The following is a 13,946-nucleotide window of genomic DNA, read 5'->3' on the forward strand; positions in this document are numbered from 1 at the left end:
TGTCAACTCCGCTCCGGAGAGCACTGCGGAGGCGTACGCTGTGTGACGTGACTACGCATACGTGCACCCAGCAGTGGTGGGCCGCCTGACGGCGGCCGTACACACGTATGTACTCAACGGCCGCCGCATCGGCGGCCGTTCGCGTTTCTCCCTCCAGAGGGCCGGCCGGCCGGGTGCGGCGGTCTCTATCAGGAGGTGGAGAGATGACGCGGGTCTTCAGTGGGGTCAAGCCGACCGGGCATCTGACGCTGGGGAACTACCTGGGCGCCATCCGGCGGTGGGTCGATGTGGATCAGCGGCAGAGCGACGCGCTGTTCTGTGTGGTCGATCTGCACGCGCTGACCGTGGACCACGATCCGGCGCGGGTGCGCAGGCTCAGTCGGCAGGCGGCGACGCTGTTGCTGGCGGCGGGGCTGGATCCCGAGCTGTGCACCGTGTTCGTACAGAGTCATGTGGACGAGCACGCGCGGCTGTCGTACGTCATGGAGTGTGTGGCCACCGACGGTGAGATGCGGCGGATGGTCCAGTACAAGGAGAAGGCCGCGCGCGAGCGGGAGCGGGGCGGGAGTGTGCGGCTGTCGTTGCTGACGTATCCCGTGCTGATGGCGGCGGACATCCTGGCGTACGGGACGGACGAGGTGCCGGTCGGGGACGACCAGACGCAGCATGTGGAGCTGACCCGGGATCTGGCGGTGCGGTTCAACCAGCGCTACGGGCACACGTTTGTCGTCCCTCGGGCGACTCGGCCGGGGGTGGCGGCTCGGGTGATGAACCTGCAGGAGCCGACTTCGAAGATGGGGAAGTCGGACGACTCCGGGCCGGGCATCGTCTATCTGCTGGACGAGCCGGAGGTCGTACGGAAGAAGGTCATGCGGGCCGTGACCGACAGTGCGGCGGAGGTCGTCTACGACCGGGAGGCGCGGCCGGGGGTGGCCAATCTGCTGGAGATCCTGGCCGCTTGCGGTGGTGGGAACCCCGAGGACCTGAGCGGTGTATATGAGTCGTACGGAACTTTGAAGAAGGACACGGCGGAGGCCGTGGTCGAGTTGCTCAGGCCCGTGCAGGAGAGGCACAAGGAGTTGTGCGCGGATCCCGCTTATGTGGAAGGGGTGTTGCGGGATGGGGCGGAGAAGGCGAGAGAGATGGCGAAGCCGATGGTCGACAGCGCGTATCGGGCCATCGGGCTTCTGCCTGCGTAGCGGACCGGCGTCGGCTGACCGGATAGCCAGCCATCTGTCTGGCTGACTAGCTGTTTCCGGAGGCCAGTTCGCGGCTGCGGTCGCGGGCGGCTTCCAGGGCGGCGATGAGTGCGGCGCGTACGCCGTGGTTCTCCAGTTCGCGGATGGCGTTGATCGTCGTGCCGGCGGGCGAGGTGACGTTCTCGCGGAGCTTCACCGGGTGCTCGCCGCTGTCGCGGAGCATGACGGCGGCGCCGATCGCGGACTGGACGATGAGGTCGTGGGCCTTGTCGCGCGGCAGGCCGAGCAGGATGCCGGCGTCCGTCATGGCTTCGACCAGGTAGAAGAAGTACGCCGGGCCGGAGCCGGAGAGGGCGGTGCAAGCGTCCTGCTGGGACTCGGGGACGCGGAGCGTCTTGCCCACGGCGCCGAAGATCTCGTCGGCGTACGCGAGATGGGCCTCGGTGGCGTGGCTGCCGGCGGAGATGACGGACATGGCCTCGTCGACGAGGGCGGGGGTGTTCGTCATGACACGGACGACGGGGGTGCCTGCGGCCAGGCGCTCCTCGAAGAAGGAGGTGGGGATGCCCGCCGCGCCGCTGATGATCAGGCGGTCGGCGGGGAGGTGCGGGGCGAGTTCGTCGAGGAGGGTGCCCATGTCCTGCGGCTTGACCGTGAGGATCAGGGTGTCGGCGGTCTTCGCGGCCTCCGGGTTGGTGACCGGGGTGACTCCGTGGCGGGTGCGGAGTTCTTCGGCGCGCTCGGGGCGGCGGGCGGTGACCAGCAGGTCGGCCGGGGCCCAGCCCGCTCGGATCATTCCGCTGAGCAGGGCCTCACCGATCTTGCCGGTGCCGAGGACTGCGACTTTCTGGCTCATGGGCCCATCCTCGCACCAGCCGTGGGAAGGGGTGGTGGCTGTCCGGCTGGCGGAACAGGACCTCCGTGCTCCTCACTCCTCTATGCCGTACGCCTTCTCAGGGTGGCCGCGCCCAGGCACAGCACCAGCAGTGCGCAGCCGGCCACGATCAGGGCGTCGCGTACGAAGGTGGCGGTCATGTCGGTGTGCTTGAGAACCTCGTTCATGCCGTCGACGGCGTACGACATGGGGAGGACGTCGGAGATGGCCTCCAGGGCGGGGTGCATGGCGGAGCGGGGGGTGAAGAGGCCGCAGAGGAGGAGTTGGGGGAAGATCACCGCCGGCATGAACTGGACGGCCTGGAATTCGGAGGCCGCGAAGGCCGAGACGAAGAGGCCGAGGGCGGTGCCGAGGAGGGCGTCGAGGAGGGCGACCAGGAGGAGGAGCCAGGGGCTGCCGGTGACGTCGAGGCCCAGGAACCAGACGGCGAGGCCCGTCGCCAGGGCGGACTGGATGATCGCGAGGATGCCGAAGGCGAGGGCGTAGCCGGCGATCAGGTCGCCCTTGCCGAGGGGCATGGCGAGGAGGCGTTCGAGGGTGCCGGAGGTGCGTTCGCGCAGGGTGGCGATGGACGTGACCAGGAACATCGTGATGAGAGGGAAGATGCCGAGGAGTGAGGCGCCGATGCTGTCGAAGGTGCGCGGGCTGCCGTCGAAGACGTAGCGCAGCAGGACGAGCATCACGCACGGGATGAGGATCAGCAGCGCGATCGTGCGCGGGTCGTGGCGGAGCTGGCGCAGGACCCGGGCGGCGGTGGCGGCGGTGCGGGATGCACTGAGGGCGCTGGTTGGTGCGGGGGTGCCGGTCGTCGTGGCGGCCGTGTTCGTGGCCGTGTTCGTGCTCATCGGGTCGTCTCCTTCTGGCGGGCGGTGGCTACGGCCTCGTCGACCAGGTGCAGGAAGGCGGCTTCGACCGTGTCGGAGCCGGTGCTGGTGCGGAGGGCGTCCGGGGTCTCGTCGGCGAGGATCTCGCCCTCGCGCATCAGGAGGAGGCGGTGGCAGCGCTCGGCCTCGTCCATGACGTGGGAGGAGATGAGGAGGGTCGCGCCGCGGGAGGCGGCGATGTTGTGGAAGAGGGCCCAGAGGTCGCGGCGCAGGACGGGGTCCAGGCCGACGGTGGGTTCGTCGAGGACGAGGAGTTCCGGGGTGCCGAGGAGCGCCACGGCCAGGGAGACGCGGCTGCGTTGGCCGCCGGAGAGGTTGCCGGCGAGGGAGTCGGCGTGGGTGGTGAGGTCCACGTCCGTGATCGCGCGGGTGACGTCGTCGTGGCGGCGGGTGGCGGCGGCTCGGCCGGGGTCGAGGACCGCGGCGAAGTAGCCCAGATTCTGACGGACCGTCAAGTCGTCGTAGACGGAGGGGGCTTGGGTGACGTAACCGATGCGGGTGCGGAGGGTGGGGTGTCCGGCGGGGCGGCCGAGGACGTTCAGGGTGCCGGTGACCTTGGCCTGGGTGCCGACGATCGAGCGCATGAGCGTCGACTTGCCACAGCCGGAGGGGCCGAGCAGTCCGGTGATCTGGCCGCGCGGGACGGCGAAGTCGAGGGCGCGGAGGACTGTGCGGGGGCCGCGGGCGACGGTGAGGGATTCGGCTTGGACGGCGGGGTCGGGGTCCGTGCCGGGTGAGGCGTCCGGTGACGCGGACGGGCCGGGGAGGTAATTCATCATGTGATGAATAATGCTCTCGCGGGACGGGGCCGTCAAGCGGGTTGGTGTCGTCCGGTGGGTGTGCGGGGCGGCGCAGGCATGCGGGGCGGCGCAGGTGCGTACGACGGCGCAGGCGCGTGGTGGCGTGATCGGAGTGGGGTGCTCCGGTATGGATGCCTCCGCGTTCAGCGGGTGGCAACACGAATCGGGTGCGGGGCCAACTCCCTTTCCCGACAATGGATTTCAGTTCGCCGTACCCTCCCCCGGTGCGGCGCCCGCGCATCTCCCGTCCGGTTCTGTCCTGTCTTCGGAGGTGCCGTTGTCATGCGTGTCGTGCGCTGCGGTGTGAGCAAGGCCGATCTGTCCGCTTCTTTCGTTGTCTTTCTTCTAGCGCTGCCGCTGTGTGTGGGCGTGGCGATCGCCTCCGGGGTGCCGGCCGAGTCGGGGTTGGTGACCGGGATGGTCGGTGGGCTCGTGGTCGGGGCGTTGCCTGGTAGCACCTTGCAGGTGAGCGGTCCGGCCGTCGGGCTGACCGTGCTCGTGTACGAGGCCGTGCGGGCGTACGGCGTCGAGGCGCTCGGGGTGCTCGTGTTCGCGGCCGGGGTCGTGCAGTTGGGGCTCGGGGTGCTGCGGCTGGGGCGGTGGTTCCGGGCCGTGTCTTCCGCCGTGGTGCACGGGATGCTCGCCGGGATCGGGCTCGTGCTGGTCGCCGGGCAGGTGTACGCGCTCGGTGATGTCGCCGCGCCGGCGGGCGGGGTGGGGAAGCTCGCCGGGCTGGTGTCGCTGCCGGGGGTGGTGGATCCGGTGGCGTTGTCAGTGGGGGGTGCCACCATTGCCGTATTGCTGCTGTGGCCTCGGTGGAGGTGGGGGGCTCGGCTGGTTCCGGCGCCGTTGGTGGCGGTGGGGTTGGCCGCGGCGGTGACCGGGGGGTTCGACCTGGCGGTGCGGCGGGTGGAGGTGCGGGGGCTGGTCGGTGCCGTGCGGGTGCCGGAGTGGGGGGATTTCGGGCGGCTCACGGAAGTGGGGGTGATCGGGACGGTCGTGGCGTTCGCGCTGATCGCGTCGGCGGAGTCGTTGTTCAGCGCGGCGGCGGTGGACCGGCTACATCGGGGGCAGCGGACGGACTACGACCGGGAGTTGATCGCGCAGGGGGTGGGGAACGCGGTGTGCGGGGTGCTCGGGGCGTTGCCGATGACCGCGGGGATCGTGCGGAGTGCGGGTGGGGGTACCCCCTCCGGGGGAGTTCGGGCGAGGGCTCGGACGAAGGCCTCGCGAGTGCTGCACGGTGGGTGGTTGCTGGTGTTCACGGCTCTGCTGCCCGGGGTGTTGGGGCTGGTTCCGGTGGCGGCGCTGGCGGGGTTGCTCGTGCATGCCGGGTGCCGGCTTGTGCCGGTGCGGCAGGTACGGGGGCTCTGGCGCGGGCATCGGGGTGAGGTGGTCGTGCTCGGGGTGACCGCGGTGGCGATCGTGGTGGGGAATCTGTTCGAGGGGGTGTTGGTCGGGCTGGCGTTGGCCGTGGCGAAGACGGCGTGGGACGTCAGTCATGTGCAGGTGGTGACGGAGGACCTCGGGGACGCGGGGATCGTCGTACGGGTGCTGGGGCATGCGACGTTTCTGCGGTTGCCGAAGCTGTTGGAGGCGTTGCCGGGTGATCGGGTGGTGCGGCTGGAGTTGGGTGGGTTGCGGCATGTGGATCATGCGTGTGCGGCGGCGTTGGAGGGGTGGGTCGTCGGGCGGGAGATGGGGCGGGGGCCGGCACCGAGGCAGGGGCAAGGGCGGGGTGAGGGGGTAACGGCTTTGAGGGGAGGGTGAGTTGGGGAGTTCGTGGCTGGCGGGGCGGGGAGTGGTGGGGCCGGGTTGGGGGTGGGTGGCTTCGGTTGTGTGCGGGGTGCGGGTGAGTGGGGGCTGGGTGCGCAGTTCCCCGCGCCCCTGAGGGGATTGAGGTGGGCGGGTTGGGGAGTGCGGGTGCGCGGCGGAGCCGGGTATCGGTACAGCCCCGCGCCCCTGAGGGGATCGGAGTGGGCGGGGTTGGGGAGTGCGGGTGCGCGGCGGAGCCGGGTACCGGTGCAGCCCCGCGCCCCTAGGGCATCAGAGCTCGCAGGGTGACTCGGTGGGCTGCCGGATGCGTGGCGGGGTGGGTTTCAGGGGGTCATGGGGTGAGGGCTACGACGAGTTCCACGACGTAGGTCTCCTCCACCAGTTCGTCCGGGAAGACGGTGCGTAGGTGGTCCCGTTCCTCAGTCAGGAAGGCTTCTGTGCTTGCCTTTTCGTGGACCAGGAAGGCCGAGTGGCTGCCGATGTTGGCCAGGTGCGTGTCGATCGGGACGAGGCGGCTCCAGCGGACCCTGCGGTGGGCGAAGTCGAGGCGGCCGGTGGGGTCGGCCAGCGCGGCACGCACTCCGCTGCCGTTCTGCTCCACGACGCGGTCGATGCCGAAGTGGATCCGGATGCGTTCCGACTGCTCGGCGATCCACGGCACGTCGCGTGCGCCGGTGTTCCACCACAGGGCGAGTGCGCCGCCGGGGCGCAGCACGCGGAGCGCTTCCGGGACCGAGCGGGTGGGGTCGGTCCAGTGCCAGGCCTGGGCGTAGGTGAGGAAGTCGACGGAGTGGTCGGTGAGGGGGAGGGCGTTGCCGTTGCCTCGGACGATCGGGACGTCGGGGAGGGTCCGGCGGAACTGGGCCGCCATGCCGTCGCCGGGTTCGATCGCGATCACCTCGGCGCCGCGGGCGTGCAGCAAGGCGGTCGCGATGCCGGTGCCCGCGCCGACGTCCGCCACGCGGGCGCCGGTGAGGGGGTGGCCGGCGAGTTCCTCGATGGCATCGAAGAGGGCGGGCGGGTAGGAGGGGCGGTTCTCGGCGTACTGGCCTGCGGCGGCGTCGAAGGACCGGGCTCGGGCGGCGGGTGAGGGGGGATTTGCGGAGGTGGTCATACGGCCATGGTTACCCGGGTGGGTGCAGGGTGCAGGTGGTTTTTGGTGAGAAATGAAATGGGGAACCGCCGTGACCGCGGAGTCGCGCGGAGTCGCGCGCTGTCGTAGGACCGGCTCTCGCTCAGCTGGAGAGTTCCGTGTGCCCGGAGACCTGCCCGTGCCTGAAGCCTGCCGCCTGCCCCGGGCCCCTTGCCCCTGCCTCAGGCGCCCCGACGCTTCTTCGACGGGTTGCGGGTGCGGCGCGACGTGCGCTTCTCGTACTGGGTCAGTGCGGTCTCGTACTCCTGGCGGTGGAGTCTCTCGCCGGGGGCCTCCACCAGGGAGCGCGCGAAGTAGGCGAGGAGGGAGCCGACGAAGCCGATGGCCAGGAGGCCTCGGAGGGAGGCCTGACGGTCGGGGTCGGGGCGTTTTTTGAAGGTTTCCCAGGTGTGGCCGAAGGCGAGGGCGCTACAGATCGCGAACATCACGATGAGGAGGAGGGTGACGAAGCTGCCGACGTTCGCGATCTGGATGCCCTGGTAGGCGAAGCGGAGGATCAGGCAGGCGGCGGCCGCGGCGGCGAGGGAGCCGGCGGCCGTGGCGACGCGGCGCGCGGTGTAGCCGTTGTCGTGGTTCACCCAGGTGGTACCGAAGAAGCGGAGGGGTTCGGGGCGGGGGCCTGCGGCTGTGGCCGTAGCCGTGGCCGTGCCTTCGCCTGGGGAGCCCGCGGGGGTGTCCTGGGTGCCGGTCGTCTCGTCGTTCACGGGACGATTATGGCTCCGGGGGTGGGCGCGGGCTCCCGTTGGGGGCTCAGGAGCAGCGCGGGCGGAAGTAGCCGTCGCTGCCGGTGTTCACGTAGGTGTCCGAGATGTACTCGCCGTCGTCGATGTTGTCCCAGATGCTCGACGTGCCGTAGTAGCCGGACACCGTCGTGCCCGGCGTCTGGCAGTAGATCGGGACCTGCGAGCCGGCGGCCAGCACGCGGACGATGGTGTAGCCGGTGCCGGGTCCGCTGCGAACGTTGACGCTGATACCGGGCGCGATCGGGTAGTAGTGCACGGCCGCTGCCGCGTTGGCCTGAGCCGGTGAGCCCATCACCATGAGCAGGGCTCCGGCCGCACCGGCGAGTAGGACGGATCTGCGTCTACGGGATGACATGCGTGTCCTTTGGGTCGGTGACGTGGGTTCAGGAGCAGCGGGAGGCCACGTAGCCGTCGCTGCCGGTGCTCACGTAGGCGTCCGAGATGAACTCGCCGCTGCTGATGTTGTCCCAGATGTTCGACGTGCCGTAGGTGCCGGTGACCGTCGTGCCCGGCGTCTGGCAGTAGATCGGAACCCGGGAGCCCCCGGGCAGGCTGCCGACGATGCTGTAGCTCGTTCCCGGGCCGCTGCGGATGTTGAGGCGGACGTCGGCGGTCGTGTAGTAGTGCACGGCCGCTGCCGTCGCGACAGCCTCGGCCTTGCTGCCCTCGGCCTCTTGAGCGCGGTCAACAGACATGGAAAACCTCCCCCGTTGCACCCCATGACTGCCATGGGGTCCCGTTGATTCCCTTAAAACACGCCATGAAACACATGTGCGCAACTCACACCGGGAGGCGGGCAAGTCGCCTCTGTCCCGTACGTGTCATGGACTAGGCTCCGTGCGTCGTGCGCGCGGACGATCAGCACGGGGGTGGTTCCATGGCGCCACAGCGCAACACCGGAGCGGGCGCGGAAGCGGAACTTCCCGAGTACGCCGGTCACTACCGCCTGGAGTCCTGCCTGGGCTCCGGCGGCATGGGCGTGGTGCATCTGGCGCAGAGCACCTCCGGGATGAAGGTCGCCGTGAAGGTCGTCCACGCGGAGTTCGCCCAGGACCCCGAGTTCAGGGGGCGGTTCAAGCAGGAAGTGGCCGCCGCCCGGCGGGTGAGCGGTGCCTTCACCGCACCGGTGGTCGATGCCGACCCCGAGGCTCGACGACCTTGGATGGCGACGCTGTTCATTCCCGGGCCGACCCTGTCCGAGCATGTGAAGCGGAACGGGCCCATGGCTCCGGCCCAGTTGCGCCAGCTGATGGCCGGACTGGCCGAGGCGCTCCGCGACATCCATCGGGTCGGCGTCGTGCACAGAGATCTCAAGCCGAGCAATGTGCTGCTCGCCGAGGACGGGCCGAAGGTCATCGACTTCGGTATTTCTCGGCCAAAGGACAGCGAACTACGCACCGAGACCGGCAAGTTGATCGGGACGCCGCCCTTCATGGCCCCCGAGCAGTTCCGGCGGCCCAGAGAGGTCGGGCCCGCCGCGGACATCTTCGCGCTCGGGTCCCTGATGGTGCATGCGGCGACGGGGCGTGGGCCGTTCGACTCGGACAGCCCGTATGTCGTGGCGTACCAAGTCGTGCACGACGAGCCGGACTTGGCCGAGGTGCCGGACAACCTGGCGCCGCTCGTGCTGCGTTGCCTCGCCAAGGAGCCCGAGGAGCGGCCCACGCCCGACGAGTTGATGCGGGAGCTGCGGTCCGTGGCGGCCTCGTACGACACGCAGGCGTTCATACCGGAGCAGCGGACCGGTGGTGCGCCGATGCCGAAGCCCGACCAGGTGGAGAAGCCCGAACCCAAGCCCCGGCGGCGCCGGTTGGCGATTCTGGCGGCCGGGACCGCGCTGCTGGTCGCCTGTGGTGTCCTCGCCTCGGTCCAACTGGCCGGAGACGCGGACCCCGCACCGAAGAGCACCACCGGCGCGCGGACCTCGCCGGACGCGTTCAAGGCCTGGGCAGTGAAGCCCGCGGCGAAGGCCGGGGGTGTTCCCCAATGTGCCTACGGCGCGGGCGAGTTGCTGTGTGCTCAGTCAGGAGTCGTCTACGCTCTCGCACCGGCCGACGGCACCCTGCTGTGGCGGCATTCCGTCGCCGAGGAGAGACCCGGTGGCGCACCGGTCGTCGCCGGCGGGCTCGTACATCCGAACATCGGCGGGAGCCGGCGTCTTGAGGCGCTCGACCCGTCCTCGGGGGCTACGGTCTGGCAGCGGAACACGCCGCCGAGCGACTCCGTGAGTTACGTCGGCGGCATGGCCCTGCTCACCCGTGCGAACGGCACGGTCTCGGGCGTCGACGCCGCGTCGGGCAAGACGAAGTGGAGTCGCCCGATCCCTGGTGTCTCCTCCTTCGTCCCGATCGCCGGGAGCCCGCTCGCATACGCGACGAGACCGTCCGACGACGGGTCGAACACGCAGGTCACCGCGGTCGATCCGGACACGGGTGACGTGCGGTGGAAGGCACAGGTACAGGGAATACTGAGGCCCGTCGGTGTCCACCGCGGATCGGTGTTCTTCCTCTCCACCGACTGGAGTTCAGGCAACACGAAGGCCATCGTCCGCTACTCCCCCGGGACCAGGACGTCGAGCCGGGTGGCGCTGCCCGTCCCGCGCCAGGACGCCGTGGCCGCCATGCGCGGGAACGTCGTGTACGTACTGGCCACCGGGGGTTCGCTGGAGGCCGTCGACACGGACACCCACAAGCGGCTGTGGCACCTTGAGACCTCCGTGAGCCGCGGCTCCGTACCGGTCGTCGACGACCGGCACGTGTACGTCACCGCCCCGGACGGACGCCTCCTGGCGGTCGACGCCGACACAGGGCAACTCGTCGGGCAGACGGCCGCTCGACTCGGCGCGAACTCCGGGCAGGTGGTCGCCACGCTGCCCGAACCCGTCGTAGCGAACAACCACGTCTACGCCGCCGCCCCCGACGGCACGGTCTTCGCCGTCAACTCCCGTACCCCGGGCGCCTGGTAGCGGACGTAAGCCCGGCAAGCCGAAGGGCCGTCCCGCGAAGGGGGACGGCCCGGGGCCCAACGAGCTGCGGTACTACAGGAGTTGCGAACCAACCTCAGCCCAGCTTGCTGACGTCCCGCACCGCTCCCCGGTCCGCGCTGGTCGCCATCGCCGCGTACGCGCGCAGCGCCGCCGACACCTTGCGCTCGCGCTGCTTCGGGGCGTACTGCCCGTCCAGCGCGGCCTCGCGGCGGGCCAACTCGGCATCGTCGACGAGGAGTTCGATGGAGCGGTTCGGGATGTCGATGCGGATGCGGTCGCCGTTCTCGACGAGGGCGATCGTGCCGCCGGACGCCGCCTCGGGGGACGCGTGGCCGATGGACAGGCCCGAAGTGCCGCCGGAGAAGCGGCCGTCGGTGATCAGGGCGCAGGTCTTGCCGAGGCCTCGGCCCTTGAGGAAGGACGTCGGGTAGAGCATCTCCTGCATGCCGGGGCCGCCCTTGGGGCCCTCGTAGCGGATGACGACGACATCGCCGTGCGTCACCTGTTTGTTGAGGATCTTCTCGACGGCTTCTTCCTGCGACTCGCAGACGACCGCCGGGCCCTCGAACGTCCAGATGGACTCGTCGACGCCCGCCGTCTTCACGACGCAGCCGTCGACCGCCAGGTTGCCCTTGAGGACCGCGAGGCCGCCGTCCTTGGAGTAGGCGTGCTCGGCGGAGCGGATGCAGCCCTCGGCCGCGTCCTCGTCGAGAGCCTCCCAGCGCTCGGACTGGGAGAAGGCTTCGGAGGAGCGGACGCAGCCGGGCGCCGCGTGCCACAGTTCCACGGCCTCCGGAGAGGGCGAACCGCCGCGCACGTCCCACGTCTTGAGCCAGTCCGCGAGGGACGGGCTGTGGACGGAGTGCACGTCCTCGTTCAGCAGGCCCGCACGGTGCAACTCGCCCATGAGGGCGGGGATGCCGCCCGCGCGGTGCACGTCCTCCATGTAGTACGTGCGGTTCTTCGCGACGTTCGGGGCGACCTTCGCGAGGCACGGCACCCGGCGCGAGACGGCGTTGATCTCGTCCAGGCCGAACTGGATGCCACCCTCCTGCGCCGCGGCCAGCAGGTGCAGGATCGTGTTGGTGGAGCCGCCCATCGCGATGTCGAGGGCCATGGCGTTCTCGAAGGCCGCGAAGGTGGCGACGTTGCGCGGCAGGACCGTCTCGTCGTCCTGCTCGTAGTAGCGGCGGGTGATGTCCATCACCGTGCGGGCCGCGTCCTGGTACAGGCCCTTGCGGGCCGTGTGGGTCGCGAGGACCGAGCCGTTGCCGGGGAGGGAGAGGCCGATCGCCTCCGTCAGGCAGTTCATCGAGTTGGCGGTGAACATGCCGGAACAGGAGCCGCAGGTCGGACAGGCGTTCTCCTCGATGTTGAGGACGTCCGCGTCGGAGATGCTCTCGTTCGCGGCGTCGACCATCGCGTCGATCAGGTCCAGCGTGCGGACCGTGCCGTCCTGGAGGGTGGCGCGTCCGGCCTCCATGGGACCGCCGGAGACGAAGACCGTCGGGATGTTCAGACGGAGTGCCGCCATGAGCATGCCGGGCGTGATCTTGTCGCAGTTGGAGATGCAGATCAGGGCGTCGGCGCAGTGCGCCTCGACCATGTACTCGACCGAGTCCGCGATCAGGTCACGGGAGGGCAGGCTGTAGAGCATGCCGCCGTGGCCCATCGCGATGCCGTCGTCCACCGCGATGGTGTTGAACTCGCGCGGGATGCCGCCGGCCGCGGTGATCGCCTCGCTGACGATCCGGCCGACGGGCTGGAGGTGGGTGTGGCCGGGCACGAACTCCGTGAAGCTGTTCGCCACCGCGATGATCGGCTTCCGGCCGATGTCCGCACCGGGTACACCGGAGGCGCGCATAAGGGCGCGTGCGCCCGCCATGTTGCGGCCGTGGGTGACTGTACGGGACCTCAGCTCGGGCATCGTCGATCGCTCCTTCAGACAGATAGGGCTGCTAACGAGCGTACGCCGGTCATCCAGGGGGCGGACACGGTGTCCGCATCGCGGGACGAAGGTCTCACCACGAAGACAGGACTGAAGACAGGGCTACGGCCCCGTCAGATGCCCCTGCACCACCGGCGCCACCCGCGCGATGATCCGCTCCACGTCCGCCGAGGCGAGCGGCTCCACCTTGATCACGTACCGAAGCATCGCCGTACCCACCAACTGCGCCGCCGCCAGCTCGGCGCGCAGTTCGGCGTCCGGGAGGTCGAGCTGGGCGGCGACCCGGCCCAGCACCTGGGCGACCACGAGCCGCCGGAAGACGGCCGCGGCGGCTTCGTTGTTGACGGCGGAACGGACGACCGCCAGCAGGGGCTTACGGGTGGCGGGGTTCTCCCAGACGCCGAGGATGAAGCGGGTCAGCCGCTCGCCGACACCGTCCAGCGGCCCGTCGGCCACCGCCGCCGGCGCGTTCGTCGCCGGGGCGAAGGCGACCTCGATCGCCGCCTCGAAAACCTGCTCCTTCGTACCGAAGTAGTGGTGCACGAGCGCCGAGTCGACCCCGGCGGCCTTCGCGATCCCCCGCACGGACGTCTTCTCGTACCCCCGCTCGGAGAACTCCTCGCGGGCCGCGGCCAGGATGCGGTCGCGGGTGTCGGCGGACTCCGTACGAGGGGGCCGGCCCCGGCGCTTGGCGGTGGCGTCGGTCACCGCCGGGGCACCTTCACGGCCGAGGCCAGATGCAGCCGCGTGAAGGCGAGCGCCTCGGCGAGATCGGCCTCGCGTTCGGCGCTGGACATGGCGCGCCGGGTGTTGACCTCGATGACGACATGGCCGTCGAAACCGGTCGTCGCGAGCCGTTCCAGCAGCTCGGCGCAGGGCTGGGTGCCGCGGCCGGGGACGAGGTGCTCGTCCTTGTTGGAGCCGTTGCCGTCCGCGAGGTGGACATGGCCGAGACGGTCGCCCATGCGCCCGATCATCTCGGTCGCGTCGGTGCGGGCGGTCGCGGTGTGGCTGAGGTCGATCGTGAAGTGCCGGTAGTCCTCGCGCGTGACGTCCCAGTCGGGGGCGTAGGCGAGCATCTCGCGGTCGCGGTAGCGCCACGGGTACATGTTCTCTACGGCGAACCGCACATCCGTCTCGTTCGCCATCCGCCAGATCCCGCTGACGAAGTCCCGCGCGTACTGGCGCTGCCAGCGGAACGGCGGATGCACCACGACCGTGCTCGCGCCGAGCTTCTCGGCGGCCGCCTGGGCGCGCTGGAGCTTGATCCACGGGTCGGTGGACCACACCCGCTGCGTGATGAGCAGGCAGGGCGCGTGCACGGCGAGGATCGGGACCTGATGGTGGTCGCTGAGCCGGCGCAGCGCGTCGATGTCCTGGCTGACCGGGTCGGTCCACACCATGACCTCGACGCCGTCGTAGCCGAGGCGTGCGGCGATCTCGAAGGCCGTCGCCGTCGACTCCGGATACACGGACGCCGTGGACAGCGCGACCTTCGCATCCGGGATGCGCACGACTGGTTCTGCCACGGAGGACAGACTACGGGGCGGCGCTTTGCGCGA

The 13,946-nt window shown here is 70.1% G+C and carries 13 protein-coding genes; 3 read left to right on the plus strand and 10 right to left on the minus strand.

What is annotated here, in order from left to right; genetic code table 11:
* Nucleotides 1-203: 203 nt before the first annotated feature.
* Nucleotides 204-1,199, plus strand: a complete 996-nt coding sequence (gene trpS / locus OG194_RS20030) for a tryptophan--tRNA ligase (protein ID WP_327402196.1) — start codon at nt 204-206, stop codon at nt 1,197-1,199.
* 46 nt (nt 1,200-1,245) lie between these two features.
* On the opposite strand, the gene proC is transcribed toward trpS, so the two are convergent.
* The 3 genes from proC to OG194_RS20045 all read right to left on the minus strand — a co-directional run bounded on the left by proC (nt 1,246) and on the right by OG194_RS20045 (nt 3,757).
* Complete coding sequence (gene proC / locus OG194_RS20035; RefSeq protein WP_033287344.1) at nt 1,246-2,055, minus strand: pyrroline-5-carboxylate reductase; 810 nt, start codon at nt 2,053-2,055, stop codon at nt 1,246-1,248.
* 80 nt (nt 2,056-2,135) lie between these two features.
* A complete protein-coding gene (locus OG194_RS20040) occupies nt 2,136-2,939 on the minus strand; it encodes an ABC transporter permease (protein WP_327402197.1) in 804 nt (267 codons plus the stop codon).
* A complete protein-coding gene (locus tag OG194_RS20045) occupies nt 2,936-3,757 on the minus strand; it encodes an ABC transporter ATP-binding protein (protein WP_327402198.1) in 822 nt (273 codons plus the stop codon). Before OG194_RS20045 ends, OG194_RS20040 begins: the two co-directional genes overlap by 4 nt.
* A 303-nt stretch (nt 3,758-4,060) precedes the next feature.
* On the opposite strand from OG194_RS20045, the gene OG194_RS20050 reads away from it, so the two are divergent.
* Nucleotides 4,061-5,548, plus strand: a complete 1,488-nt coding sequence (locus OG194_RS20050) for a SulP family inorganic anion transporter (RefSeq protein WP_327402199.1) — start codon at nt 4,061-4,063, stop codon at nt 5,546-5,548.
* A 337-nt stretch (nt 5,549-5,885) separates the two neighbouring features.
* Here the strand turns inward: OG194_RS20050 and OG194_RS20055 are convergent, their stop codons facing one another.
* The 4 genes from OG194_RS20055 to OG194_RS20070 all read right to left on the minus strand — a co-directional run bounded on the left by OG194_RS20055 (nt 5,886) and on the right by OG194_RS20070 (nt 8,145).
* Nucleotides 5,886-6,668, minus strand: a complete 783-nt coding sequence (locus OG194_RS20055; protein WP_327402200.1) for a class I SAM-dependent methyltransferase — start codon at nt 6,666-6,668, stop codon at nt 5,886-5,888.
* A gap of 200 nt (nt 6,669-6,868) precedes the next feature.
* Nucleotides 6,869-7,411, minus strand: a complete 543-nt coding sequence (locus OG194_RS20060; protein WP_327402201.1) for an EamA/RhaT family transporter — start codon at nt 7,409-7,411, stop codon at nt 6,869-6,871.
* A 46-nt stretch (nt 7,412-7,457) separates the two neighbouring features.
* A complete protein-coding gene (locus tag OG194_RS20065) occupies nt 7,458-7,805 on the minus strand; it encodes an SH3 domain-containing protein (protein WP_442811597.1) in 348 nt (115 codons plus the stop codon).
* Nucleotides 7,806-7,833: 28 nt separating this feature from the next.
* Nucleotides 7,834-8,145, minus strand: a complete 312-nt coding sequence (locus OG194_RS20070) for an SH3 domain-containing protein (protein WP_327402202.1) — start codon at nt 8,143-8,145, stop codon at nt 7,834-7,836.
* A 182-nt stretch (nt 8,146-8,327) separates the two neighbouring features.
* Between OG194_RS20070 and OG194_RS20075 the strand changes: the two genes are divergently transcribed.
* Nucleotides 8,328-10,415, plus strand: a complete 2,088-nt coding sequence (locus tag OG194_RS20075) for a serine/threonine-protein kinase (RefSeq protein ID WP_327402203.1) — start codon at nt 8,328-8,330, stop codon at nt 10,413-10,415.
* A gap of 94 nt (nt 10,416-10,509) precedes the next feature.
* Here the strand turns inward: OG194_RS20075 and ilvD are convergent, their stop codons facing one another.
* The 3 genes from ilvD to OG194_RS20090 all read right to left on the minus strand — a co-directional run bounded on the left by ilvD (nt 10,510) and on the right by OG194_RS20090 (nt 13,913).
* On the minus strand, nt 10,510-12,363 hold the full coding sequence (ilvD, locus tag OG194_RS20080) for a dihydroxy-acid dehydratase (protein ID WP_327402204.1): 1,854 nt from the start codon (nt 12,361-12,363) through the stop codon (nt 10,510-10,512).
* A 123-nt stretch (nt 12,364-12,486) separates the two neighbouring features.
* On the minus strand, nt 12,487-13,092 hold the full coding sequence (locus OG194_RS20085; protein WP_327402205.1) for a TetR/AcrR family transcriptional regulator: 606 nt from the start codon (nt 13,090-13,092) through the stop codon (nt 12,487-12,489).
* A complete protein-coding gene (locus tag OG194_RS20090; RefSeq protein ID WP_327402206.1) occupies nt 13,089-13,913 on the minus strand; it encodes a sugar phosphate isomerase/epimerase family protein in 825 nt (274 codons plus the stop codon). Before OG194_RS20090 ends, OG194_RS20085 begins: the two co-directional genes overlap by 4 nt.
* Nucleotides 13,914-13,946: the final 33 nt, after the last annotated feature.

This window comes from Streptomyces sp. NBC_01288, from assembly GCF_035982055.1.
GTDB lineage: Bacteria > Actinomycetota > Actinomycetes > Streptomycetales > Streptomycetaceae > Streptomyces.

What these genes read in the sequence shown, in the direction of transcription:
- trpS (WP_327402196.1), top strand. Translation starts at nt 204, where the DNA reads ATGACGCGGGTCTTCAGTGGGGTCAAGCCGACCGGGCATCTGACGCTG.
- proC (WP_033287344.1), bottom strand. Translation starts at nt 2,055, where the DNA reads ATGAGCCAGAAAGTCGCAGTCCTCGGCACCGGCAAGATCGGTGAGGCC.
- OG194_RS20040 (WP_327402197.1), bottom strand. Translation starts at nt 2,939, where the DNA reads ATGAGCACGAACACGGCCACGAACACGGCCGCCACGACGACCGGCACC.
- OG194_RS20045 (WP_327402198.1), bottom strand. Translation starts at nt 3,757, where the DNA reads ATGATGAATTACCTCCCCGGCCCGTCCGCGTCACCGGACGCCTCACCC.
- OG194_RS20050 (WP_327402199.1), top strand. Translation starts at nt 4,061, where the DNA reads ATGCGTGTCGTGCGCTGCGGTGTGAGCAAGGCCGATCTGTCCGCTTCT.
- OG194_RS20055 (WP_327402200.1), bottom strand. Translation starts at nt 6,668, where the DNA reads ATGACCACCTCCGCAAATCCCCCCTCACCCGCCGCCCGAGCCCGGTCC.
- OG194_RS20065 (WP_442811597.1), bottom strand. Translation starts at nt 7,805, where the DNA reads ATGTCATCCCGTAGACGCAGATCCGTCCTACTCGCCGGTGCGGCCGGA.
- OG194_RS20070 (WP_327402202.1), bottom strand. Translation starts at nt 8,145, where the DNA reads ATGTCTGTTGACCGCGCTCAAGAGGCCGAGGGCAGCAAGGCCGAGGCT.
- OG194_RS20075 (WP_327402203.1), top strand. Translation starts at nt 8,328, where the DNA reads ATGGCGCCACAGCGCAACACCGGAGCGGGCGCGGAAGCGGAACTTCCC.
- ilvD (WP_327402204.1), bottom strand. Translation starts at nt 12,363, where the DNA reads ATGCCCGAGCTGAGGTCCCGTACAGTCACCCACGGCCGCAACATGGCG.